The organism is Algibacter sp. (assembly GCF_039977455.1).
Taxonomy (GTDB): Bacteria; Bacteroidota; Bacteroidia; order Flavobacteriales; family Flavobacteriaceae; genus Algibacter_B.
Genome location: NZ_JBDWDG010000022.1, coordinates 183711 through 202618 on the forward strand (window position 1 = coordinate 183711; position 18908 = coordinate 202618).

At 33.7% G+C, this 18908-nt stretch carries 16 protein-coding genes; 13 read left to right on the forward strand and 3 right to left on the reverse strand.

Annotation, left to right across the window (positions count from 1 at the left end):
* Positions 1 to 214 precede the first annotated feature (214 nt).
* The 5 genes from ABJM36_RS09680 to ABJM36_RS09700 all read left to right on the forward strand — a co-directional run bounded on the left by ABJM36_RS09680 (position 215) and on the right by ABJM36_RS09700 (position 4631).
* A complete protein-coding gene (locus tag ABJM36_RS09680; RefSeq protein ID WP_348451260.1) occupies positions 215 to 1267 on the forward strand; it encodes a hypothetical protein in 1053 nt (350 codons plus the stop codon).
* Between the two features lie 262 nt (positions 1268 to 1529).
* On the forward strand, positions 1530 to 2582 hold the full coding sequence (locus ABJM36_RS09685; RefSeq protein WP_348451261.1) for a hypothetical protein: 1053 nt from the start codon (positions 1530 to 1532) through the stop codon (positions 2580 to 2582).
* Positions 2583 to 2664: 82 nt separating this feature from the next.
* Positions 2665 to 3456: a membrane metalloprotease gene (locus ABJM36_RS09690; protein WP_348451262.1), complete on the forward strand. Its 792-nt coding sequence runs from the start codon at positions 2665 to 2667 to the stop codon at positions 3454 to 3456.
* A 33-nt stretch (positions 3457 to 3489) separates the two neighbouring features.
* A complete protein-coding gene (locus ABJM36_RS09695) occupies positions 3490 to 4074 on the forward strand; it encodes a porin family protein (protein ID WP_348451263.1) in 585 nt (194 codons plus the stop codon).
* Positions 4075 to 4169: 95 nt separating this feature from the next.
* The gene (locus ABJM36_RS09700; protein ID WP_348451264.1) at positions 4170 to 4631 is read left to right on the forward strand and encodes a hypothetical protein; all 462 of its coding nucleotides are present in this window, start codon (positions 4170 to 4172) and stop codon (positions 4629 to 4631) included.
* 82 nt (positions 4632 to 4713) lie between these two features.
* Here ABJM36_RS09700 and gyrB read toward each other — a convergent pair whose 3' ends face one another.
* Complete coding sequence (gene gyrB / locus ABJM36_RS09705) at positions 4714 to 6663, reverse strand: DNA topoisomerase (ATP-hydrolyzing) subunit B (RefSeq protein ID WP_348451265.1); 1950 nt, start codon at positions 6661 to 6663, stop codon at positions 4714 to 4716.
* A 664-nt stretch (positions 6664 to 7327) separates the two neighbouring features.
* Between gyrB and ABJM36_RS09710 the strand changes: the two genes are divergently transcribed.
* The 5 genes from ABJM36_RS09710 to ABJM36_RS09730 all read left to right on the forward strand — a co-directional run bounded on the left by ABJM36_RS09710 (position 7328) and on the right by ABJM36_RS09730 (position 14630).
* Entirely contained in the window at positions 7328 to 7594 is a 267-nt protein-coding gene (locus ABJM36_RS09710) for a hypothetical protein (RefSeq protein ID WP_348451266.1), read from the forward strand.
* 2 nt (positions 7595 to 7596) lie between these two features.
* A complete protein-coding gene (locus tag ABJM36_RS09715) occupies positions 7597 to 8997 on the forward strand; it encodes an amidase family protein (protein ID WP_348451267.1) in 1401 nt (466 codons plus the stop codon).
* On the forward strand, positions 8997 to 12338 hold the full coding sequence (gatB/aspS, locus tag ABJM36_RS09720) for a bifunctional amidotransferase subunit GatB/aspartate--tRNA ligase AspS (RefSeq protein WP_348451268.1): 3342 nt from the start codon (positions 8997 to 8999) through the stop codon (positions 12336 to 12338). The genes ABJM36_RS09715 and gatB/aspS overlap by 1 nt, the downstream gene beginning before the upstream one ends.
* Positions 12339 to 12354: 16 nt before the next feature.
* The gene (locus tag ABJM36_RS09725; protein ID WP_348451269.1) at positions 12355 to 13620 is read left to right on the forward strand and encodes a YCF48-related protein; all 1266 of its coding nucleotides are present in this window, start codon (positions 12355 to 12357) and stop codon (positions 13618 to 13620) included.
* Between the two features lie 257 nt (positions 13621 to 13877).
* The gene (locus ABJM36_RS09730; protein ID WP_348451270.1) at positions 13878 to 14630 is read left to right on the forward strand and encodes a hypothetical protein; all 753 of its coding nucleotides are present in this window, start codon (positions 13878 to 13880) and stop codon (positions 14628 to 14630) included.
* Between the two features lie 162 nt (positions 14631 to 14792).
* Here the strand turns inward: ABJM36_RS09730 and ABJM36_RS09735 are convergent, their stop codons facing one another.
* Complete coding sequence (locus ABJM36_RS09735) at positions 14793 to 15104, reverse strand: DUF202 domain-containing protein (protein WP_348451271.1); 312 nt, start codon at positions 15102 to 15104, stop codon at positions 14793 to 14795.
* A gap of 183 nt (positions 15105 to 15287) precedes the next feature.
* Between ABJM36_RS09735 and ABJM36_RS09740 the strand changes: the two genes are divergently transcribed.
* Positions 15288 to 15830: a DUF2911 domain-containing protein gene (locus ABJM36_RS09740; RefSeq protein ID WP_348451272.1), complete on the forward strand. Its 543-nt coding sequence runs from the start codon at positions 15288 to 15290 to the stop codon at positions 15828 to 15830.
* Between the two features lie 76 nt (positions 15831 to 15906).
* Here ABJM36_RS09740 and ABJM36_RS09745 read toward each other — a convergent pair whose 3' ends face one another.
* Positions 15907 to 16536 (reverse strand): 7-carboxy-7-deazaguanine synthase QueE, encoded by a 630-nt coding sequence (locus ABJM36_RS09745; protein ID WP_348451273.1) that lies wholly within the window; start codon positions 16534 to 16536, stop codon positions 15907 to 15909.
* Positions 16537 to 16726: 190 nt separating this feature from the next.
* Here ABJM36_RS09745 and ABJM36_RS09750 point away from each other — a divergent pair, with 190 nt between their 5' ends.
* A complete protein-coding gene (locus ABJM36_RS09750; RefSeq protein WP_348451274.1) occupies positions 16727 to 18268 on the forward strand; it encodes a helicase HerA-like domain-containing protein in 1542 nt (513 codons plus the stop codon).
* A gap of 82 nt (positions 18269 to 18350) precedes the next feature.
* On the forward strand, positions 18351 to 18908 hold the full coding sequence (locus ABJM36_RS09755; protein ID WP_348451275.1) for a hypothetical protein: 558 nt from the start codon (positions 18351 to 18353) through the stop codon (positions 18906 to 18908).

Genomic DNA, 18908 nt, shown 5'->3' on the forward strand with positions numbered 1-18908 from the left:
AGTAGGTCTTTTAAAAAAAAGCAAATTAAGAATTAATTATTAAAGTAGGGTAAATTTATTTTGAGTTGTCTAAAGGTTGTGTGAAAGCAAAAAACAAACCACACAAAAAAAATATTAAAAAAAAGTAGGGTAAACTAATTTTGAGTTGTCTTACTAATAGAAAGCGCAAAAGGCGCTATTAAAAAGAAAAATTTATAACCTAAAATTTACAATTATGAACAATTTAAAATTTATTACAGCAATCTTATTACTATCCTTTATAGGATTTACATCGTGCACAGATGAGGACGATAAAATTAATGGAGAGGAAGAAAACACAAATACGGCGAACTCTCAAACTGCAAAAAACTTAGAACGATCGTCTATGCATGATGGTAGTTATGATGACTTTTTAGATGATGCTTCATGTTCATCTATATTACTACCAGTTACTGCAACTGTAAACGGAACAGAAGTAAACATTATTAATGAATCCGATTACTCAACCGTTATCGATATTCTATCTGAATACAACAATGATGATGATAGTGTTACTTTACATTTCCCATTATCAGTAAAATTAAGTAATTATACTGAGGTTCAAATATCAAATCAAATTGAATACAACTTATTACTTTCAACTTGTAGCCAAGCACAAAACGCAGCCGAAGAAGCTATAAGTTGTTTGGATATTAATTTCCCAATTACCATTTTTACTTATAGTTTAAATTTGGATCAAACAGGAAGTGTTGTATTAGAATCTGAAGAAGCATTATATACATATATGAACGACTTTGGAAACGATGAATATTTCGCTGTTAACTACCCAATAACGGCAACATTAAATAACGAAACTGTTGTTACCATTACAAGCGATTTAGACCTACAAACTCAAATTACCGAATGTGTGGCTACAGACGATGAGCAAGAAGAAGCTGAAGAAAATGCAGAAACTATGGAAACTATTTTAGTAGAAGGCGCATTTAAAGTACAATCATTTATTGATGCAAGTATTGAAAAAGCTAATGACTATGCAGATTATACTATTGATTTTGCAAACGACTTATCATGTACTGCAGAACATACCACAAACACTACTATTGAAAGTGTACAAGGAACCTATGAGGTAACCTCTCAGACAGAAGTATATATTAACTTAACCTTTTCTGGTAATGCAACTTTCGAGTTATTAAATAATTCATGGAAAGTTACCAGTTTCTCTCAAAGCTCTATTTCATTACAGAGCACCACAAATGCTGCAGTAACTTTAGTTCTATCCCAAATATAAACTAAATTAGCATTTGATCATATGTTAAGGTTAAACAGCTGCCAAATTTTTGGCAGCTGTTTTTATTTTAAAAAACAAACTGTATACTTGCATCATGATAGTTACTTTTTAAACTACAATTATGTTTAAAATATCAAGGTAGTTTTGAAAATAAAAAAATATTAATTTATGGTAGGGTAAATTAAAATAGAGTTGTCTTATTTATACAAGGGAAAAAAATCCTGTGAAAAAGAAAAACTTTAACCCTCATAAACTTAAACTCATGAAAAACATAAAATTATTAACCCTAATATTATTAACATCAATTTTTAGTTTTACGTCTTGTCAAGACGAAATTGATATAGAAAATGGAGACCGAACAAACACCAATAACGCAAGTTCTCCTACCGCTAGTAATTTAGAACGTACATCCATGTACGACGGTAGTTTTGACGACTTTCTAGATGGAATCTCGTGTTCATCTATATTACTTCCTGTTACCGCTACAATTAATAATACAGAAATTACTATTCTAAACGAGTCTCAATACAACTTAGTTTTAGATATTCTAGGATCCATAATTAATGATGAAGATTCAATTGAATTTCAATTCCCAATTTCAGTAATGTTAAGTAATTATACTGAAGTTCAAATAGCAAACCAAACGGAGTACGATGCCTTAATTGATGCTTGCACCCTTGCTGAACAAAATAATGAAGATCCTATTAGTTGTTTGGATATTAATTTCCCAATCACCATTTTAACTTACAGCTTAAATCTTGAGCAAACTGGACGTGTAATAATTGATAACGAACAGCAGTTATATACCTATATAAATAACTTAAGTAATGATGACCTATTTTCTATTAACTACCCAATTACGGCAACATTAAATAATGACACCAATGTCGAAATTACAAACGATACCGATTTAAGCACACAAATAAATGAGTGTTTAGGTGTTGAAGCGAATATTAACGATGCTAAGGAAGACGCCAAAACATTAGAAGGCATTTTAGTTGAAGGACTTTTTAAAATAGAATCATTTACAACTTCTGGAACAGATACAGCAAACCTATATGCCAACTATACCATAGATTTTGCAAACGATTTAACTTGTACTGCTGAAAATAGTGTAAACCCCTTAAGCGAAGATGTTCAAGGCACATATACCATAGCATCCGAGCTTGACGTATTCCTATCTTTAACATTTTCTGAAAATGCAATGTTCCAATTATTAAATCATAAATGGGAAGTTACCAGTTATTCAGATAGTTCAATAGCTCTACAAAGCACAACAAATACAGCAATAGCTTTAGTTTTAAGTCAAATTTAAAACCACAATAGTATTAGTCACGTATGTTATGATAAATCAGTTGCCTTTCTCAGGCAATTGATTATTAAAAAAAAGTACTAAAATGAAACACATAAAACAAATTTTAATCTCGCTTACACTAGTAGCATTCATTTATGGATGTAATGAAGATGGAACCCTTATTCAGGAAGAAGAAGAACAAAGTACTGCTATAAACAAAATACTTAATAGACAAACCACTGGTAGTTCTGCTAACGATTTACTTTCAGACAACACTTTTACCAGCATGGTCATAGAACTCGTTTATGTTGAAGGATTTGAACCCACACAAGCAGCTGTCGATAATTTTGTATCATTTTTAGAAAGTAGAACATTTAAACCTAACGGAATAACTGTTGAAAAACGCGCCATCCCATCACCTGGACAAGACACTTTTTCCATCGAAGACATTGCAGATATAGAACGAGAAGAACGTACAATTTACAATCTTAATAATAAAATTGCTGTTTGGGCATTATTTATTGATGGTAAATCTGAAAATGACAATGGAAGCAGTGTAACCTTAGGCTCTGCTTACTGGAACACCTCCTTTGTTATCTACGAAGAAACTATTAAAAACCTAACCAATAGCCCTTTTGAACCAGACCAAAGTTTATTAGAAACAACAGTAATTAACCATGAATTTGGTCATATATTAGGGCTCACCAATTTAGGAAGCTCTATGCAAAATGAACATGAAGATGAAGAACACCCTAAACACTGTAACGATGAAAGCTGCTTAATGTATTGGGCTGCAGAATCTGGCGCAAACATCTCAAATATGGTAAATATGAGCTCTGCACCCCAACTAGATGCGCAATGTATTGCCGATTTAAAAGCCAATGGCGGAAAATAAAAATTTTAATTTATAACCCAAAATAACACTAAAATGAAAACTACATTTTTAACACTTGTAATTGTATTTAGTAGCATTTATAATATGAATGCTCAAGATGGCAAAACCTCTAATGCTGGTATAAAACTAGGCTATAATCTAGCAGCTGTAAGTTTTGATGGCGATACAGAAACAGGACAAAGACATGCGTTTCATGCAGGATTTTATGGAGAATCTTTTTTTGCTGAAGCGGCAGCAATTCAAATTGAATTTATGTACTCACAACAAGGTTACGAAATAAAAGATGATAGCGGAACATTTACGCAAAAGTTAGACTATATCAACTTACCGGTAATGCTAAAAATATACCCAAGTGAAACCTTCTTTTTAGAAGCTGGACCGCAAGTTGGTTTTGCCATTAACCACAAAGAAGAATTTGATAGTAATTTCAACTTATTTGATACTTCAAGCGATTTCGACCCTCAAAATTTTGATTGGGGTGTAAATTTTGGAGGTGGTTTTAAAACAGACTCTGGTGTAAGCCTTGGTGTTAGATACCATTTAGGTTTAGGCGATGTTTACGATGAAGGTTCTCCACAAAATAGAGTATGGCAATTCTCTTTAGGATTCGATTTTTAAAAAAATTAATTTAAAAGTAGGGTAAAACACGTTTCAATTGTCTTATTAATGAAAGCTCTCAATGAGTCTATTAATAACATTAAAAATTAAACGTTATGAAATTATTTAAAACAGTTATATTCATTTTATCCTTTAGCTTAGCTTTCCCAATGCTAGCACAAGAATCTGACACTGCTATTAATAAAACGTTGGATAAAAAATCGTATTACGAAAAAAGAGCAGCAGAAGACGCTGAATACGAACAGCAATTTATTGCAAAAAATAAGGAGCAAGAGGAAGCGTTTTGGGAAGATCAAAAAGCTTATGAGAAAAACCTAAAAAAGGAAGATAAAAAAGCCTATAAAGCTTACATAAAAGGAAAAAAAGATGCCTATGCTGAACATTATGCACATTGTGATAACCATTGTCACCATAGTGATCATTATTACACGCATGCATCATTTTATTACTACAGATATGATGGGTATTATTATGACAGGTATCCACAAAGAAGAAGTTCTGTAAACACTCGGGTTAGTGTTAGCACACCAAGAGTTAGTCTAGGCTTAGGATTATAAAATTAGTCAAAAACAACCCAATATCTACCAAAAAAAATGCCGCTTAAAATAAGCGGCATTTTTAATTAAATACATTTATTACTTACGCATCAATATTTGCATAAATAGCGTTCTTTTCAATAAACTCTCTACGAGGTGGCACCTCATCACCCATTAACATAGAGAAAATTCTATCAGCTTCAGTACCATTGTCTATTTGTACTAAACGCATGGTTCTAAACTCAGGATTCATGGTTGTATCCCAAAGTTGCTCTGCGTTCATTTCTCCTAGACCTTTATAACGTTGTATTTTAGATCCATCTCCAAATTCAGCTACAATTTCATCGCGTTCAGCATCAGACCAAGCATATTGCTTTTTAGCACCACGCTTTACTAAGTATAATGGTGGCGTTGCAATATAGATATGACCGTTTTCTATTAATTCCTTCATATACCTAAAGAAGAACGTTAAAATTAACGTTGCAATGTGACTACCATCAATATCGGCATCACACATAATCACTACTTTATGATATCTTAATTTAGAAAGATTTAAGGCTTTACTATCTTCTTCAGTACCTATAGTAACACCAAGAGCTGTAAAGATATTTTTAATCTCTTCATTTTCAAAAACCTTATGAGTCATCGCTTTCTCAACATTCAAAATCTTACCACGTAATGGCAAAATAGCTTGAAACGCTCTATCACGACCTTGTTTTGCAGTTCCACCCGCCGAATCTCCCTCTACAAGGAATACTTCACATTTTGTAGGGTCTTGCTCTGAACAATCAGATAATTTACCAGGTAAACCACCGATACTCATAACCGTTTTACGCTGTACCATATCACGCGCTTTTTGTGCTGCATGACGAGCTTGAGCTGCTAATATTACTTTTTGAACAATAATTTTAGCATCGTCTGGGTGCTCCTCCAAATAATCGGTTAACATTTCTGAAACCGCCTGACTAACAGAAGCAGAGACCTCACGGTTACCTAATTTGGTTTTTGTTTGTCCTTCAAACTGTGGTTCTTGAACTTTTACAGACACAATAGCTGTTAATCCTTCACGAAAATCATCGCCGGCAATATCAAATTTTAATTTATCAAGTAAACCAGAATCTTCAGCGTACTTTTTTAAAGTATGTGTTAATCCACGACGAAAACCAGAAAGGTGTGTACCCCCTTCATGGGTGTTAATATTATTTACGTAAGAGTGTAAATTTTCAGCGTAAGATGTGTTGTAAATCATAGCGACCTCAACTGGAACACCATTTTTCTCACCTTCAAAAGCAATAACATCTTTCATTAAAGGCTCACGAGTAGCATCTAAATACTTGATAAATTCTTTTAAACCTTCATCGGAATGAAATGTTTCACCTTCAAACTCACCATCTTCCTTTTTGGACCTTTTATCAATTAAATGAACTGTAATCCCTTTATTTAAAAATGCTAATTCACGTAAACGACTAGCAAGTGTATCATAACTATACTCTAAAGTTTGCGTAAAAATGGTTGGATCTGGCTTAAACGTAACCGTTGTTCCTCTTTTTTCGGTCTCTCCAATTTGTTTTACAGGATATAAGGCTTTACCACGCTCATATTCTTGCTCCCAAATTTCACCTTTTCTGTAAACCGTTGCTTTTAAACTTACAGATAATGCATTTACACAACTTACACCAACCCCGTGCAGTCCACCAGAAACTTTATAAGAATCTTTATCAAACTTACCACCTGCTCCAATTTTAGTCATTACAACCTCAAGTGCAGAAACGCCTTCTTTTTTATGTAAATCTACAGGAATACCACGACCATCATCTTCGGTAGTAATCGAGTTATCTTCATTTATTATTACTGTAATATTATTACAATGACCTGCTAAAGCTTCATCAATCGAGTTATCTACAACCTCGTAAACTAAATGGTGCAAACCACGAACTCCAACGTCTCCAATATACATGGAAGGACGCATACGAACGTGCTCCATACCTTCTAATGCCTGAATACTATCGGCCGAATAATTATGCTCGTTAAAAGCTTCTTTCTCTTCGCTCATATTCTTTAATTTATCTTGAATTTTAATTTCGTTCTATATCATAAAAAAAGACGCTAAATAGCATCCTTTTGAATACAAACAAATATACGCAATTAAAAGCCTTTTCAAAAGCAATTCATCGACTCAATACGATAATTATCAACAATTGTTAACTATTTAAAAAACGTCTTAAATCGCTTAAAAAGCACCTTAAAATCGATTTCGTTATTTTAAATCAAGATTTCAAATCAACGAAACAATAAAACGTCTTAAAACTCATTTTTATAGCTTATTCGGATACTACTTTAATAACGAAAAACATCAATTTTATTAAAAAAACCTAATTAATTTTAAAATCGACGTAGGAAAACCAAAAACTGGAATTGATTATAAATAAGCAATCTCGATTTACGTTATAAACCCTACAAATTAAATTTACCTTTTTTAATAATTTCACAATATAATTTAGGATAACACTAAAAATAGTGCGTAGTCTATTTATTCTGCATATATTTGGGCGCATTAAAATAACAATGACAAATAACAACAATAATAATAATTTCAATAATCCTAATTTATAGGGTCCGGAAGGTTATTGTTTAAAAATATATAAAGCCTTCCTGATTTTGGGAGGCTTTTTTTATAGGTACCAATTATCGTGTATCTCAACTTAAAATTAAAAGACATGAGTAAAATTATGACAGTCGACGTATTGTCGAGTATTAAAGGAGCGCAACCATCGGAAGCGGTTAACAAATTATTTGAAGTAATTAAAAACGCTAATACATCAAATAATAATGCTACCAATAATCATAATAACGCAGTGTCTTTAAACGATTTAAGAGATGATGAAGTTATGCATAGTTCGGCTATCGAAAAGCAAATTATCATTGAAAACTTTCCAAAAGAAAAAAACGGCTATTTAGTAGTTTCTAAAGTTATAGAAGAATAATTATGAGTTCTCAAATACAAAGTATTCATCAGCAATTGGTGAAAAAAGAAATAACTTGTACCGCTCTGGTTCAAGAAAAATTAGATCTTTTAAAACAAAATACAAATAATACGGTAAATGCATTGCTAGATACTTTAGCTTTAGATTTAGCCGCAAAAGTAGATGCTAAAATTGCAAACGGCGAAACCATTGGTTTACTGGAAGGTATTCCTTTTGGCATTAAAGATGTGTACATGGTACAAGGCACCTACACAACAGCAAGTTCAGATTTACTTAAAAATTACAAATCGGCATATACCGCTACAGCCATTCAAAAATTATTGGATGCTGGGGCTATTCCGTTGGTAAAAGAAAACTGCGATAGCTTTGGTCATGGTTCATCATCCGAAAACACCATTTTTGGTGCTGTAAAAAACGCTATAAATCCCGATTTAGTGGGTGGTGGTTCTAGTGGAGGTTCTGCAGTAAACGTTGCTAAAGATTACACGGTATTTTCTATTGGTGGAGACACTGGTGGTTCTGTACGCCAGCCTGCTGGTTATAATCACGTGTATGGTTTAAAACCTACTTACGGGCGTATTTCCCGATACGGTTTAATGGCTTATGCATCGTCTACAGATTGTGTTGGACCTATTGCAAAATCTATTGAAGATATTCGCATTGTGCTAAACGTAATGAGCGGGAAAGACACTAAAGATCAAACAACTTACGCTTCCACGGAAATTACGCCAGATAGCATTTCAAATTCCGAAACCATAAAAACAGTAGGCTATTTCAAGAATTTTATTGAAAACGATTCTATTGATGCTACTATAAAAGCTGACTTTTTAGCAACCATAGAAAAAATAAAAGCAAAAGGTATTGCCGTTAAAGCTTTAGACTTCTTTGATTCTGAAACTTTAGTATCAACCTACTATACTTTGGCTATGGCCGAAACCGCTTCAAACTTATCAAGATTAGACGGTACAAACTATGGTAACCGTATTGAAGGCGATAACTTAAAAGACACGTATGCGATAACACGTTCTGAAAATTTTTCGGAAGAAACAAAACGCAGAATTGTTGGTGGAAACCAAGTATTATCTCAAGGTTTTTCAGATGCTATTTATTTAAAAGGATTAGCTTTAAGAGATGGTATTGCTGAAAACTTCCAAAATGATTTTGCTGCGGTAGATATTATTATTTCTCCGGTAACCCCAAACACGCCTCCTAAAATTGGCGATAGTTTAAAAGACCCACACGCTATGTATTTAAGCGATGCATACACGGTTGGGTTTAGCCTTGGACAATTACCAACATTAACGGTACCACAAGGTACAGCAACTGGCTTACAAATTACAGCGGCAAAAAATAATGACGAACTTGTTTTGAAGTTTGCTAACTTCTTAAAAGACACGATATAATGGATTTAGAGCAATTAAACGACACACTTAAAAAGCACGAACTAGAGTTAGTTATCGGTCTGGAAACCCACGTTCGATTAAATACTAAAACCAAATTATTTTGTTCTTGTGCCAATCAGGAAATAGAACAACCTAATCAGAATATTTGTTCGGTTTGTACTGGGCAAATGGGAGTTTTACCTGCTATTAATAAAGAAGCTATAACAAAGGCTATTTATTTTGGAAAGGCTGTAAAATCGACTTTCAATAACGATGTTATTTCTTGGGACAGGAAACATTACGAGTATCCAGACAACCCAAAAAACATACAAATTACACAGTTTCATAACCCGGTGATTCCTGACGGACAAGTATCGTGTTTCCGTAATGATGGTTCGCAATTTACAGTTAACCTAACGCAAGTTCATATCGAGGAAGATGCTGCTAAATTAATGCACGAGAAAAAAATATCGTTAGTTGATTTTAATAAAGCAGGTGTACCATTAATTGAAATTGTAACAGAACCTTGTGTTCGTCATATTGAAGATGCTTCAACCTACGCACAATACATTCAACGTATTGTTCAAAACCTAGGCATTTCTGAAGCTAACCTTGAAAAAGGAGAGTTTAAATCGGATGTATCTGTTTCTCTTCGTAAAAAACACGATTACAATTTAAACCCACGTACCGAAATAAAAAACCTAAACTCGTTTAAGTTTATGGTGGATGCTTTAAAAGAAGAAGTTGAAAAACAACTCAACTATTTCTTAGAGCATAAAGAATTTAGACCAGACCAAACTACCGTGTTATGGGATGCTGAATTAAAGCAAACCAAAACCATGCGTAAAAAGGAATTCGAGGCCGATTACCGTTTTATTTCGGAGCCCGATTTACCTTTTGTAAGCATAAAAGAAGTGGTTGAATCTATTGATGTCGATTTAAGCACCTTACCGTTTGCGGTGGAGTCTATTTTAATAAAAGGCGGTGTATTACCTCAAGATGCTAAGTTTTTCACCGCAGATTCATTGCGTTCTGAAACCTTTGTGGCTATAAACAATGAGTTAAAAGAACCGTCCTTTGTAGCAAAGACGTTAACCAACAATATAAAAGCAGAAGACTATATTAAAATAGAAAATGTTTCAGATTTTATCGACATATTCAGCTTGTTTAAAAATGATAAAGTCACTTCTGTTTTAGCGCAAAACGCTATTAAATCGTTATTAGAAAACCCTAGTTTCGACTACAAAACATATTTTGAAAATAATACCATTTCAGAATCTAAAATTGAAGATGCTATAGCAAAAGTGATTTCAGAAAACCAAGCCGTAGCAAACGATATTAAAGCAGGAAACCAAGGAAAATCAGGTATTCTTGTTGGAAAAGTAATTGGTATTATTGGTAAAGGTGCCTCAGGAAAAGTCATTCGCGAGGGCATTTTAAGTGCACTTGCTGGAAATGAATCTGGAGCGCAGAAAACCGAAGGCGCAAGCAAACAGCAACCAACAACCAACAACCAACAACAAATAACCACAAAACAAGAAGAAGTTCTTCCGGAAATTCCTATTGTTATAAAGGATGAATACAGAACACATGTAATTTCGGATATTTCGGATGCCAGTATTTCTGAAAACGTAACCCTTTCCGGTTGGGTTTCTAGTGTACGTGACCATGGCGAATTAATGTTTATCGATTTACGCGATTCAAGCACACAAGTATTTCAAGTACGATTAAGTAGAGAATCGTTTGCTAATTTAGATGAGTTAGTAAAACTGAAACCAGAATCGGTTATAACTGTTTCAGGAACCATCATGCAACGTAAAGAGGACGATTATAACGCCGCTTTAAGAACCGGTAAGATTGAATTAGAAGCCAAAGATTTAGAAATATTAAACCTTTCTAAAACCTTGCCTTTTGAAATAAAAAGAGCGACTAAAACTAACGAAACAGTTCGTTTTCAATATAAATATCTAGATCACAGAAATGACGATGTTCGCAGAGCTATTGTAAATCGCCATAAGGTGATTAAAATGATGCGTGATATTTTGGACGACCAAGAATTCCTTGAAATTGAAACGCCAATTTTAAGTGCAGGGACCGATGAAGGTGCGCGTGAATTTATTGTTCCAACACGTAAGCAAGCCGGTTCGTTTTACACACTTCCACAAGCACCTCAGCAATTTAAACAAATGCTAATGGTAAGTGGTTATGAAAAATATTTCCAGATAGCACGTTGTTTTAGAGATGAAGATTCTCGTGGCGATCGCCAACCAGAATTTACACAGTTAGATATTGAAATGGCTTACGCTAGCATGCAACAAATTATCGATTTAAACACGAATATGTTTAATGCTATTGTTGAAAAAATATATGGTAAAAAATGGATATTACGTCCGTTTGAAGTCATTACCTATAAAGAAGCCATGGACAGTTATGGTTGCGATAGACCAGATTTACGTTTCGGTTTAAAACTACAGGACATTACGGAGTTTGTAAAAGATACTACCTTCCAAGTATTTAGCAAACCTATTGAAGAAGGCGGTATTGTAAAATGTATTAAAGTTTCGGCTGAAGAGCAAGGAAACAAACGCTTATCGAAAGGGCAGATTGAAAAACTAACCACTTTGGCACAAAGTCATGGTCTTGGTGGTTTAGCATACATTATTGTAAATGAAAATGATTTACAATCGCCAATTATTAAGTTTTTAGGCGAAGATATTGCTGCAGGAATCATTAAAACAACCAAGGCACAAGTTGGAGACATTGTATTCTTTTCGGCTGCAGACTATGCAACAGCCAACAAGGCTTTAGATGCTGTACGTCAAGAATTAGGTAAAATGCTACGTTTAATAAACCCTAAGGAATTAAGACCGGCTTGGGTTATTGATTTCCCGATGTTTGAAAAAACAGACGAAGGCCGTTGGACATTTACACACAACCCATTCTCAATGCCTGCTATTTATGATATTGAAAAACACATGAACGGCAAGGAAGAAGAAATTGGGAGCATAATTGCACAGCAATACGACTTAATCTTAAATGGTTATGAAATTGGTGGCGGTTCTGTGCGTGCTCATAAACCTGAAATATTAGAAGCTACCTATAAAAACATGGGCTATAATAAAGCCGAAATGATGAAGAGTGTAGGCACTATGTATAAAGCATTCCATTATGGCGCACCACCACACGGCGGTATTGCTTGGGGCGTTGATAGATTGATGATGATTTTAGAGAAAAAAGCATCCATTAGAGAAGTTATGGCTTTCCCTAAAACAGGAACTAGCGAAGATTTACTATTTGGAGCGCCTTCTCAATTATCTGATAAAAAGGTAGAAGAAATGAATGTAAGAATTCTAAAAAAATAAACTGTAATTTGTGCATATGAAATTCACATTCCTTTTAGTACTTATAGGCTTTAGCGCATTTGCACAAACATGGCAAGTCACTCCCAACATTGTTACCAACACTGATGGAACTCGTTTTGACGATGTGTTTTTTTTAAATGACAATTTAGGTTGGGCAGCCAACGGGCAACATGGGGCCATTTTCAAAACTACCGATGGTGGTTTAAACTGGACCGAGCAACTAAACCACTCGGAGTTACCAGGCAATAACTATTACTTTAGAAATGTTGAATTCCTAAACGAAAACATTGGCTTTGTAGGGACTTTAAACGGTGCCTTTTACAAAACAGTTGATGGTGGCGATAACTGGACAGAGGTTACCATAAGCCCTAATCCCAACGCTATTTGCGGAATTAATGCTGTAGGTACATCGACAGTTTATGGCTGTGGTGCTTATTTTCAACCGGCACATCTTATAAAATCGACCGATAGTGGTGACACTTGGACGTACACCGATATGTCTGCCTATGCAAACGCCTTAGTAGAAGTTAAATTTTTAGATGAATTAAACGGTTTTGCAGCAGGAAGAAACAATACAGGCGCTATCGTATTAAAAACAACCGATGGTGGTGTTACATGGTCTAATATCTACCAAGCCACTATTTCGGGAGAATACGTATGGAAACTTCAAATTCTAGATGGTAACCCTAATGTAATGTTTGGAGCCATTTACACCAGCCAAGCAAACCCAGGGAAACTTATAAAATCATTAGACGGTGGTATTACCTGGACAAGTCATGATGCGCCAGAAAGCGGTGTTGAAGCGGTAGGTTTTATTTCTGAAACTAAAGGTTGGATGGGAGGCCATACCACAGGGTTTCATGAAACTAATGATGGTGGAGTAACTTGGACAGACTTAAGTATTGGCGGTAACTTAAACCGTATTTTTGTAATAAATAGCACCTTGGCCTATGCCGCAGGAGCTTCGGTTTACAAATACACAACCCAATCATTAAATACTAACAATTCAGAAATTTACAGGAAAGACCTTGATATTACCTTATCTCAAAACCCTGTAGATAAGCAGTTGGAATTTACCATAAATTATAATGTTGTCGATAATATACTTATTGAATTATATAGTAGTACAGGCGCCTTTATAAAGCAATTAACAAGAGACTCGGTAAAGCAAAAAAGCACTAAAACCTATTCGTTTAGCGTGAACGATTTAGCTTCTGGATATTACATTTTAGATTTTCATAGTAATACAGGTCGTACCGCTAAAAAGTTTATTAAACTGTAAGCAGTTTATTTTTAATCGCTGTTGGTTTAACTCCTAATACAAAGAGCCTAGTTTTAAACGACTAGGCTCTTTTATTTTTGTAAGAAAATTTATTTATATTTACGAGATAACAACGACAAAAAACTTACTTTATCCTGACTAATTTACGGGATATGAAACATAGATGTAATTATATAACGAGTTGTGCTTAATAAAAGAAAAAATTGCGACAAAGAGGAAGAATATTTAATCAAAGGGAACAGTTAGAGTTGAAACAGATGATTTCCAGTCTGAACATACCTATATCTTTCGTGGTTGATACAGAATCGAATGCAATAGATTTGGACTTCAACGGAACAGTATGTATTCAATCAGTTTTGGTAAAACATAACGAAGGCTATCGATTTGATTACACAACATCGAATGGAGATGGAAAATATTACGAAACCAAAGAATGGAAAAGTTTTAAATATTATGTTGGTAAATGGATTTCTGCATTAAAGAGAGATAATCCATTTGAGCCAATCCAAAAAAAGAACATTAGTGATTTAAGTCCTAAATTTTATAAAATTTTTAGAGAAGCTACTATCATTAACGCACTTGGATTTGAAGAAAGTTCTGGAATGATTTTTCGAAAATCACTTGAAATTTTAGTTAAGGACTTTCTTAAGGATTATTTTCCGAAAACATTTGAAGATGTTATAAATAGTAAAACTATTGGAAGCATAATTTTTCATTTTTACGACATAAAAAACACAGAGTTAATTGTTAGAAATAAAGAAAAATTTTCTATAATTCAACAAGAATTAGAAGCTTTAAAAGCTTTAGCAAATATTATCAATAACACTTTTCAAATTGGTAATGATTTTTCGCATTATGAAAGACGACTGACAGAATTCAATGCGGAAAATATGCAGGAAAGAATACTTAATATATTGAACTACATCGACGGGAGAATTGAAATAAAAAAAATGATAAATCAACAAAATAATTCAGATACTGAATTTGGTGCTGATAAAATAATTAAGTAGAAGTACTATAGCACAACAGTAAGCGCGCTAGGGATAGTAACGGATAGCCCACAGCCTGACGAAGGACGTGCGCGAACTTGTAACCTTTCTACTGCGCTCAAGACAGGCTCCAAACCCGATTTAGTAGTAGCACCCCAATTAAAAGTATAGAAAAAAACCTAGTTATTTATCTTCATTGGTTTCAGACATGTAATACAATTGTTTTAAGCTCTTTTTAAGCAACCTAAACCTAAACACACCTATTACAAAGAAGATGGCGCTAAAGGCTAAAGATAAAAAGGCTAAATATTTAAAATTAGGGAAACCTTTTAATTGAAAGAAACCAATACTTCCTAATAGTAAATAGAGCGATGACCTTATGTAGGATAGTAAGGTCCGTTCATTTGCTAATCGGGTGCGCTCTATGGCTAAATAATCTCTTAAAATTACTTTTTCGTCTGGTTTAAAATCGCGTCCAAATTTTAAAAGTTTCATTTTTTATAAATTTCAATTCCTTATAAAAATACATTTTTTTAAAGCAACATGCATATCCCTACTTAATCATTTTAAAATGAATACCCTCTAATTGTAAACTTTAACATTAGCTAACGACTTTTATAAAAACATTAAGACCTTTTTGGTTTAATTTTAAACTTTTAATTAAAAAAATAATAGATTATGAAAAAAACAACTTTATTATCAACTATTGCTTTTGCATTTGTAATGTTATTAACTACAAGTGTTAATGCACAAAAATTTTCAAAATTGGACAAAAGTCCGCTTGATGTAACATTTTACAGAACGGACAGAAACGCGCCTGCTTTTGTAAAAGTAGTTTATAGCAGACCTTTTTTAAAAGGCCGTGAATTAAGCAAATTAGCGCCTAACGGTGAGGTATGGAGAACTGGTGCTAATGAAGCTGCAGATATTACCATATATAACAACATGAAAATTGGTGGTAAAAGTATTGCTGCCGGAACATACTCGTTATTTACTATTCCTGGAGAAAAAGAATGGACCATTATTTTAAATAAAGATGTTAATGTTTGGGGTTCTTACTCGTATAAAGAAGCTAATGATGTGTTAAGAGTTCAAGCTCCTGTTAGTAAAGATGACACGGCTTTAGAAAACTTTTCTATTTCATTTAAAAACAATGATGCTGGTGCAGATATGTACCTAGGTTGGGGAACCACTAGAGTAGCAGTGCCTTTTTCAAATTAAATAAATCTTATTCTAAAAAAAAGTTCCGATAACTACATGTAGTTATCGGAACTTTTTTATTTAAAGACTCTCTTTCTTAAGGAATATTTAAATATTTATGCGTTTGTAAAGACACTTTCCATTTTGGATGTTTCATAACATAATCAACAATTTCCGGAACCACTTTATCGCGTTTACTCCATTCGGGTTGCAAATATAAAATACAATCATCATTCACTTTTGCCGCTTGTTCTTCAGCAAAACGAAAATCGTCTTTATTATAAATAATCATTTTTAACTCGTGGGCATGCTCATAGACTTCCTGGGTAGGAAGTTTCATTTTTTTAGGCGATAAACAAATCCAATCCCAAATACCAGTTAGTTTATAAGCTCCAGAGGTTTCGATATGCGTTTGTAAACCTTCTGCCTTTAATTGAGTAGTTAAAGCGGTCATATCCCAAGTTAAGGGCTCTCCTCCTGTAACGACAATAGTGTTACTATACGATTTAGCAGCTGCCACTATTTTAGTTGTTTCGGTAGGTGGATGTAAATTAGCATTCCAACTTTCTTTAACATCGCACCAATGGCAACCAACATCGCAACCACCAATACGAACAAAATACGCTGCTGTTCCTTTATGAAACCCTTCGCCTTGTATGGTATAAAACTCTTCCATTAAAGGAAGCATCTCCCCTTTCTCCACCAATTGCTTTACAACTTCATTCATCCCAATAAATTTAGTGTGCAAATGTACATATATTTAAAGAAAAGAATAATGAAGGAGCGCTCTAAATACTGTATTCATAAATAATTGGAGTAACACGCCTCAATTCAATTTCCCTTTAGCAAAAAAAAACGCTAAAAAACCTATTTTTTTCTTCCTTATATTTCCTGTATTTTTATCAAAAATAAACGGCATGGGTAAAAAGGAAGCATTTTTCAAATATATTACTGAAGGCAATACCACTAAAGGTGACTTTATACCTGTTGGCGCTGCTATGTTAGATGGTGAAACTGTAACCGGAGCCCATGTAAAAATACCTTTAAAAACCATGAATCGCCATGGCTTAATTGCTGGGGCTACCGGAACTGGAAAAACGAAATCTTTACAAGTATTAGCAGAAAATTTAAGTGATAAAGGTATTCCTGTTTTACTAATGGATATTAAAGGTGATTTAAGTGGTTTGGCACAACCTAGTCCCGGACATCCAAAAATTGATGAACGCCATGAAAAAATAGGATTACCATTTGAAGCCAAAGCATTTCCTGTTGAAATATTAACTCTTTCGGAACAAGATGGTGTACGATTAAGAGCTACGGTTAGCGAATTTGGACCCGTTTTACTATCAAGAATTTTAGATTTATCTGAAACACAATCAGGTATTGTTGCAGTAATTTTTCAATACTGTGATAACAATAAATTACCCCTTTTAGATTTAAAAGATTTTAAAAAAATATTACAATACGCTACACAAGAAGGTAAAGAAGAATTCACAGAATCTTATGGTCGGATTTCAACATCATCAACCGGTGCCATTTTAAGAAAAATTATTGAGTTAGAACAACAGGGAGCAGACAAGTTTTTTGGCGAAACCTCTTTTGAAGTTGAAGATTTATTACGTGTTGATGAAAATGGTCGTGGTTATATTAATATTTTAAGACTAACAGACATACAAGATAGGCCCAAATTATTCTCAACCTTTATGTTAAGTTTATTAGCCGAAATTTATTCTACCTTCCCAGAACAAGGGGATAGCGACAGGCCAGAACTTATTTTGTTTATTGACGAGGCACATTTAATATTCAACGAAGCTTCAAAAGCGCTTTTAAATCAAATTGAAAGTATCGTAAAATTAATACGAAGTAAAGGCGTTGGTTTATATTTTGTAACTCAAAACCCTACCGATGTTCCAGAAGCTGTACTAGGACAATTGGGTTTAAAAATTCAACATGCCTTAAGAGCCTTTACGGCTAAGGATAGGAAGGCGATAAAACTTACTGCACAAAACTATCCAGATTCTGAATATTATGATACCACAGAGGTTTTAACATCTTTAGGAATTGGAGAAGCTTTAGTATCTGCTCTAGACGAAAAAGGACGCCCTACACCACTAGCAGCTACCATGATGCGCGCACCAATGAGCAGAATGGATGTGTTAACCGATATAGAATTAAGCAGCCTACTATCAAAATCTAAAATGGTTAAAAAATACAATGAAACCATAGATAGGGAAAGTGCTTATGAAATGCTGAATAAAAAAATAGAAAAAGCGGAAGCCGAAGAAATCAAAGAAAAGGCTAGGGAAGAAAAAGAAGCGCTTAAAAAAGCGGAATCTAAAAAGAAAACCACAAGCTCGCGCCGCAAAAGCACCGCTATGAATCCTATTGTTAAAGTATTAACTAGTGCTACTTTTATAAGAAGCGTATTTGGTATTTTAACCAAAGTAATGAAAAAATAAGATAGCAAACTGTCTTTTAAATTTAGAAATTAAACCTAGCAAAAACACAACCTTTTCCTTAAAACAAAACCCTATTTATTTTATGTACAAATCGTTTTTAACAGTATTATGTATCACTGCTCTTTTATCAAGTTGTAAAAAAACACAAAACCCTTTTGAAATTAGCAAACAACATGTTGGCTTACTAACCGACTCTACTCAAGTTAAAGATTTAAAAACTATTTACACCAACGACTCCATTGTTAAGTTTATAAGTGGTGACGAATTCACAGGAAACATAAATAACATTGAGATTTTTGAAAAAGGCGGGAAAAAGCTATTAACCCTTACTCCAAAACAAGCCTTAGATTCTACATCTACAATTGGTAGCATTCGTATTTTAGATGAGCGCTTTAAAACAGATAAAAACATTACCAGCTTAAGTACTTTTAAAGCAATAAAAGACAATTATAAAATTTCAAGAATCAGTAATTTAATTAATTCTATTGTCGTGGGTGTAGACCAAATTAACGCTAGTTTTACTATCGATAAAAAAGAACTACCTTCCAATCTTAGATTTGATATGAATTTAAAATTCGAACCAACCCATATTCCAGATAATGCCAAAGTAAAATACTTTTTTATAAACTGGAACCATTAA

Excerpts from the sequence above, each read along its gene's own strand:
- ABJM36_RS09690 (WP_348451262.1), top strand. The coding sequence starts at position 2,665 with ATGAAACACATAAAACAAATTTTAATCTCGCTTACACTAGTAGCATTC.
- gatB/aspS (WP_348451268.1), top strand. The coding sequence starts at position 8,997 with ATGGATTTAGAGCAATTAAACGACACACTTAAAAAGCACGAACTAGAG.
- ABJM36_RS09735 (WP_348451271.1), bottom strand. The coding sequence starts at position 15,104 with ATGAAACTTTTAAAATTTGGACGCGATTTTAAACCAGACGAAAAAGTA.
- ABJM36_RS09695 (WP_348451263.1), top strand. The coding sequence starts at position 3,490 with ATGAAAACTACATTTTTAACACTTGTAATTGTATTTAGTAGCATTTAT.
- gyrB (WP_348451265.1), bottom strand. The coding sequence starts at position 6,663 with ATGAGCGAAGAGAAAGAAGCTTTTAACGAGCATAATTATTCGGCCGAT.
- ABJM36_RS09710 (WP_348451266.1), top strand. The coding sequence starts at position 7,328 with ATGAGTAAAATTATGACAGTCGACGTATTGTCGAGTATTAAAGGAGCG.
- ABJM36_RS09725 (WP_348451269.1), top strand. The coding sequence starts at position 12,355 with ATGAAATTCACATTCCTTTTAGTACTTATAGGCTTTAGCGCATTTGCA.
- ABJM36_RS09680 (WP_348451260.1), top strand. The coding sequence starts at position 215 with ATGAACAATTTAAAATTTATTACAGCAATCTTATTACTATCCTTTATA.
- ABJM36_RS09755 (WP_348451275.1), top strand. The coding sequence starts at position 18,351 with ATGTACAAATCGTTTTTAACAGTATTATGTATCACTGCTCTTTTATCA.
- ABJM36_RS09730 (WP_348451270.1), top strand. The coding sequence starts at position 13,878 with ATGATTTCCAGTCTGAACATACCTATATCTTTCGTGGTTGATACAGAA.
- ABJM36_RS09700 (WP_348451264.1), top strand. The coding sequence starts at position 4,170 with ATGAAATTATTTAAAACAGTTATATTCATTTTATCCTTTAGCTTAGCT.
- ABJM36_RS09685 (WP_348451261.1), top strand. The coding sequence starts at position 1,530 with ATGAAAAACATAAAATTATTAACCCTAATATTATTAACATCAATTTTT.
- ABJM36_RS09715 (WP_348451267.1), top strand. The coding sequence starts at position 7,597 with ATGAGTTCTCAAATACAAAGTATTCATCAGCAATTGGTGAAAAAAGAA.
- ABJM36_RS09750 (WP_348451274.1), top strand. The coding sequence starts at position 16,727 with ATGGGTAAAAAGGAAGCATTTTTCAAATATATTACTGAAGGCAATACC.
- ABJM36_RS09745 (WP_348451273.1), bottom strand. The coding sequence starts at position 16,536 with ATGAATGAAGTTGTAAAGCAATTGGTGGAGAAAGGGGAGATGCTTCCT.
- ABJM36_RS09740 (WP_348451272.1), top strand. The coding sequence starts at position 15,288 with ATGAAAAAAACAACTTTATTATCAACTATTGCTTTTGCATTTGTAATG.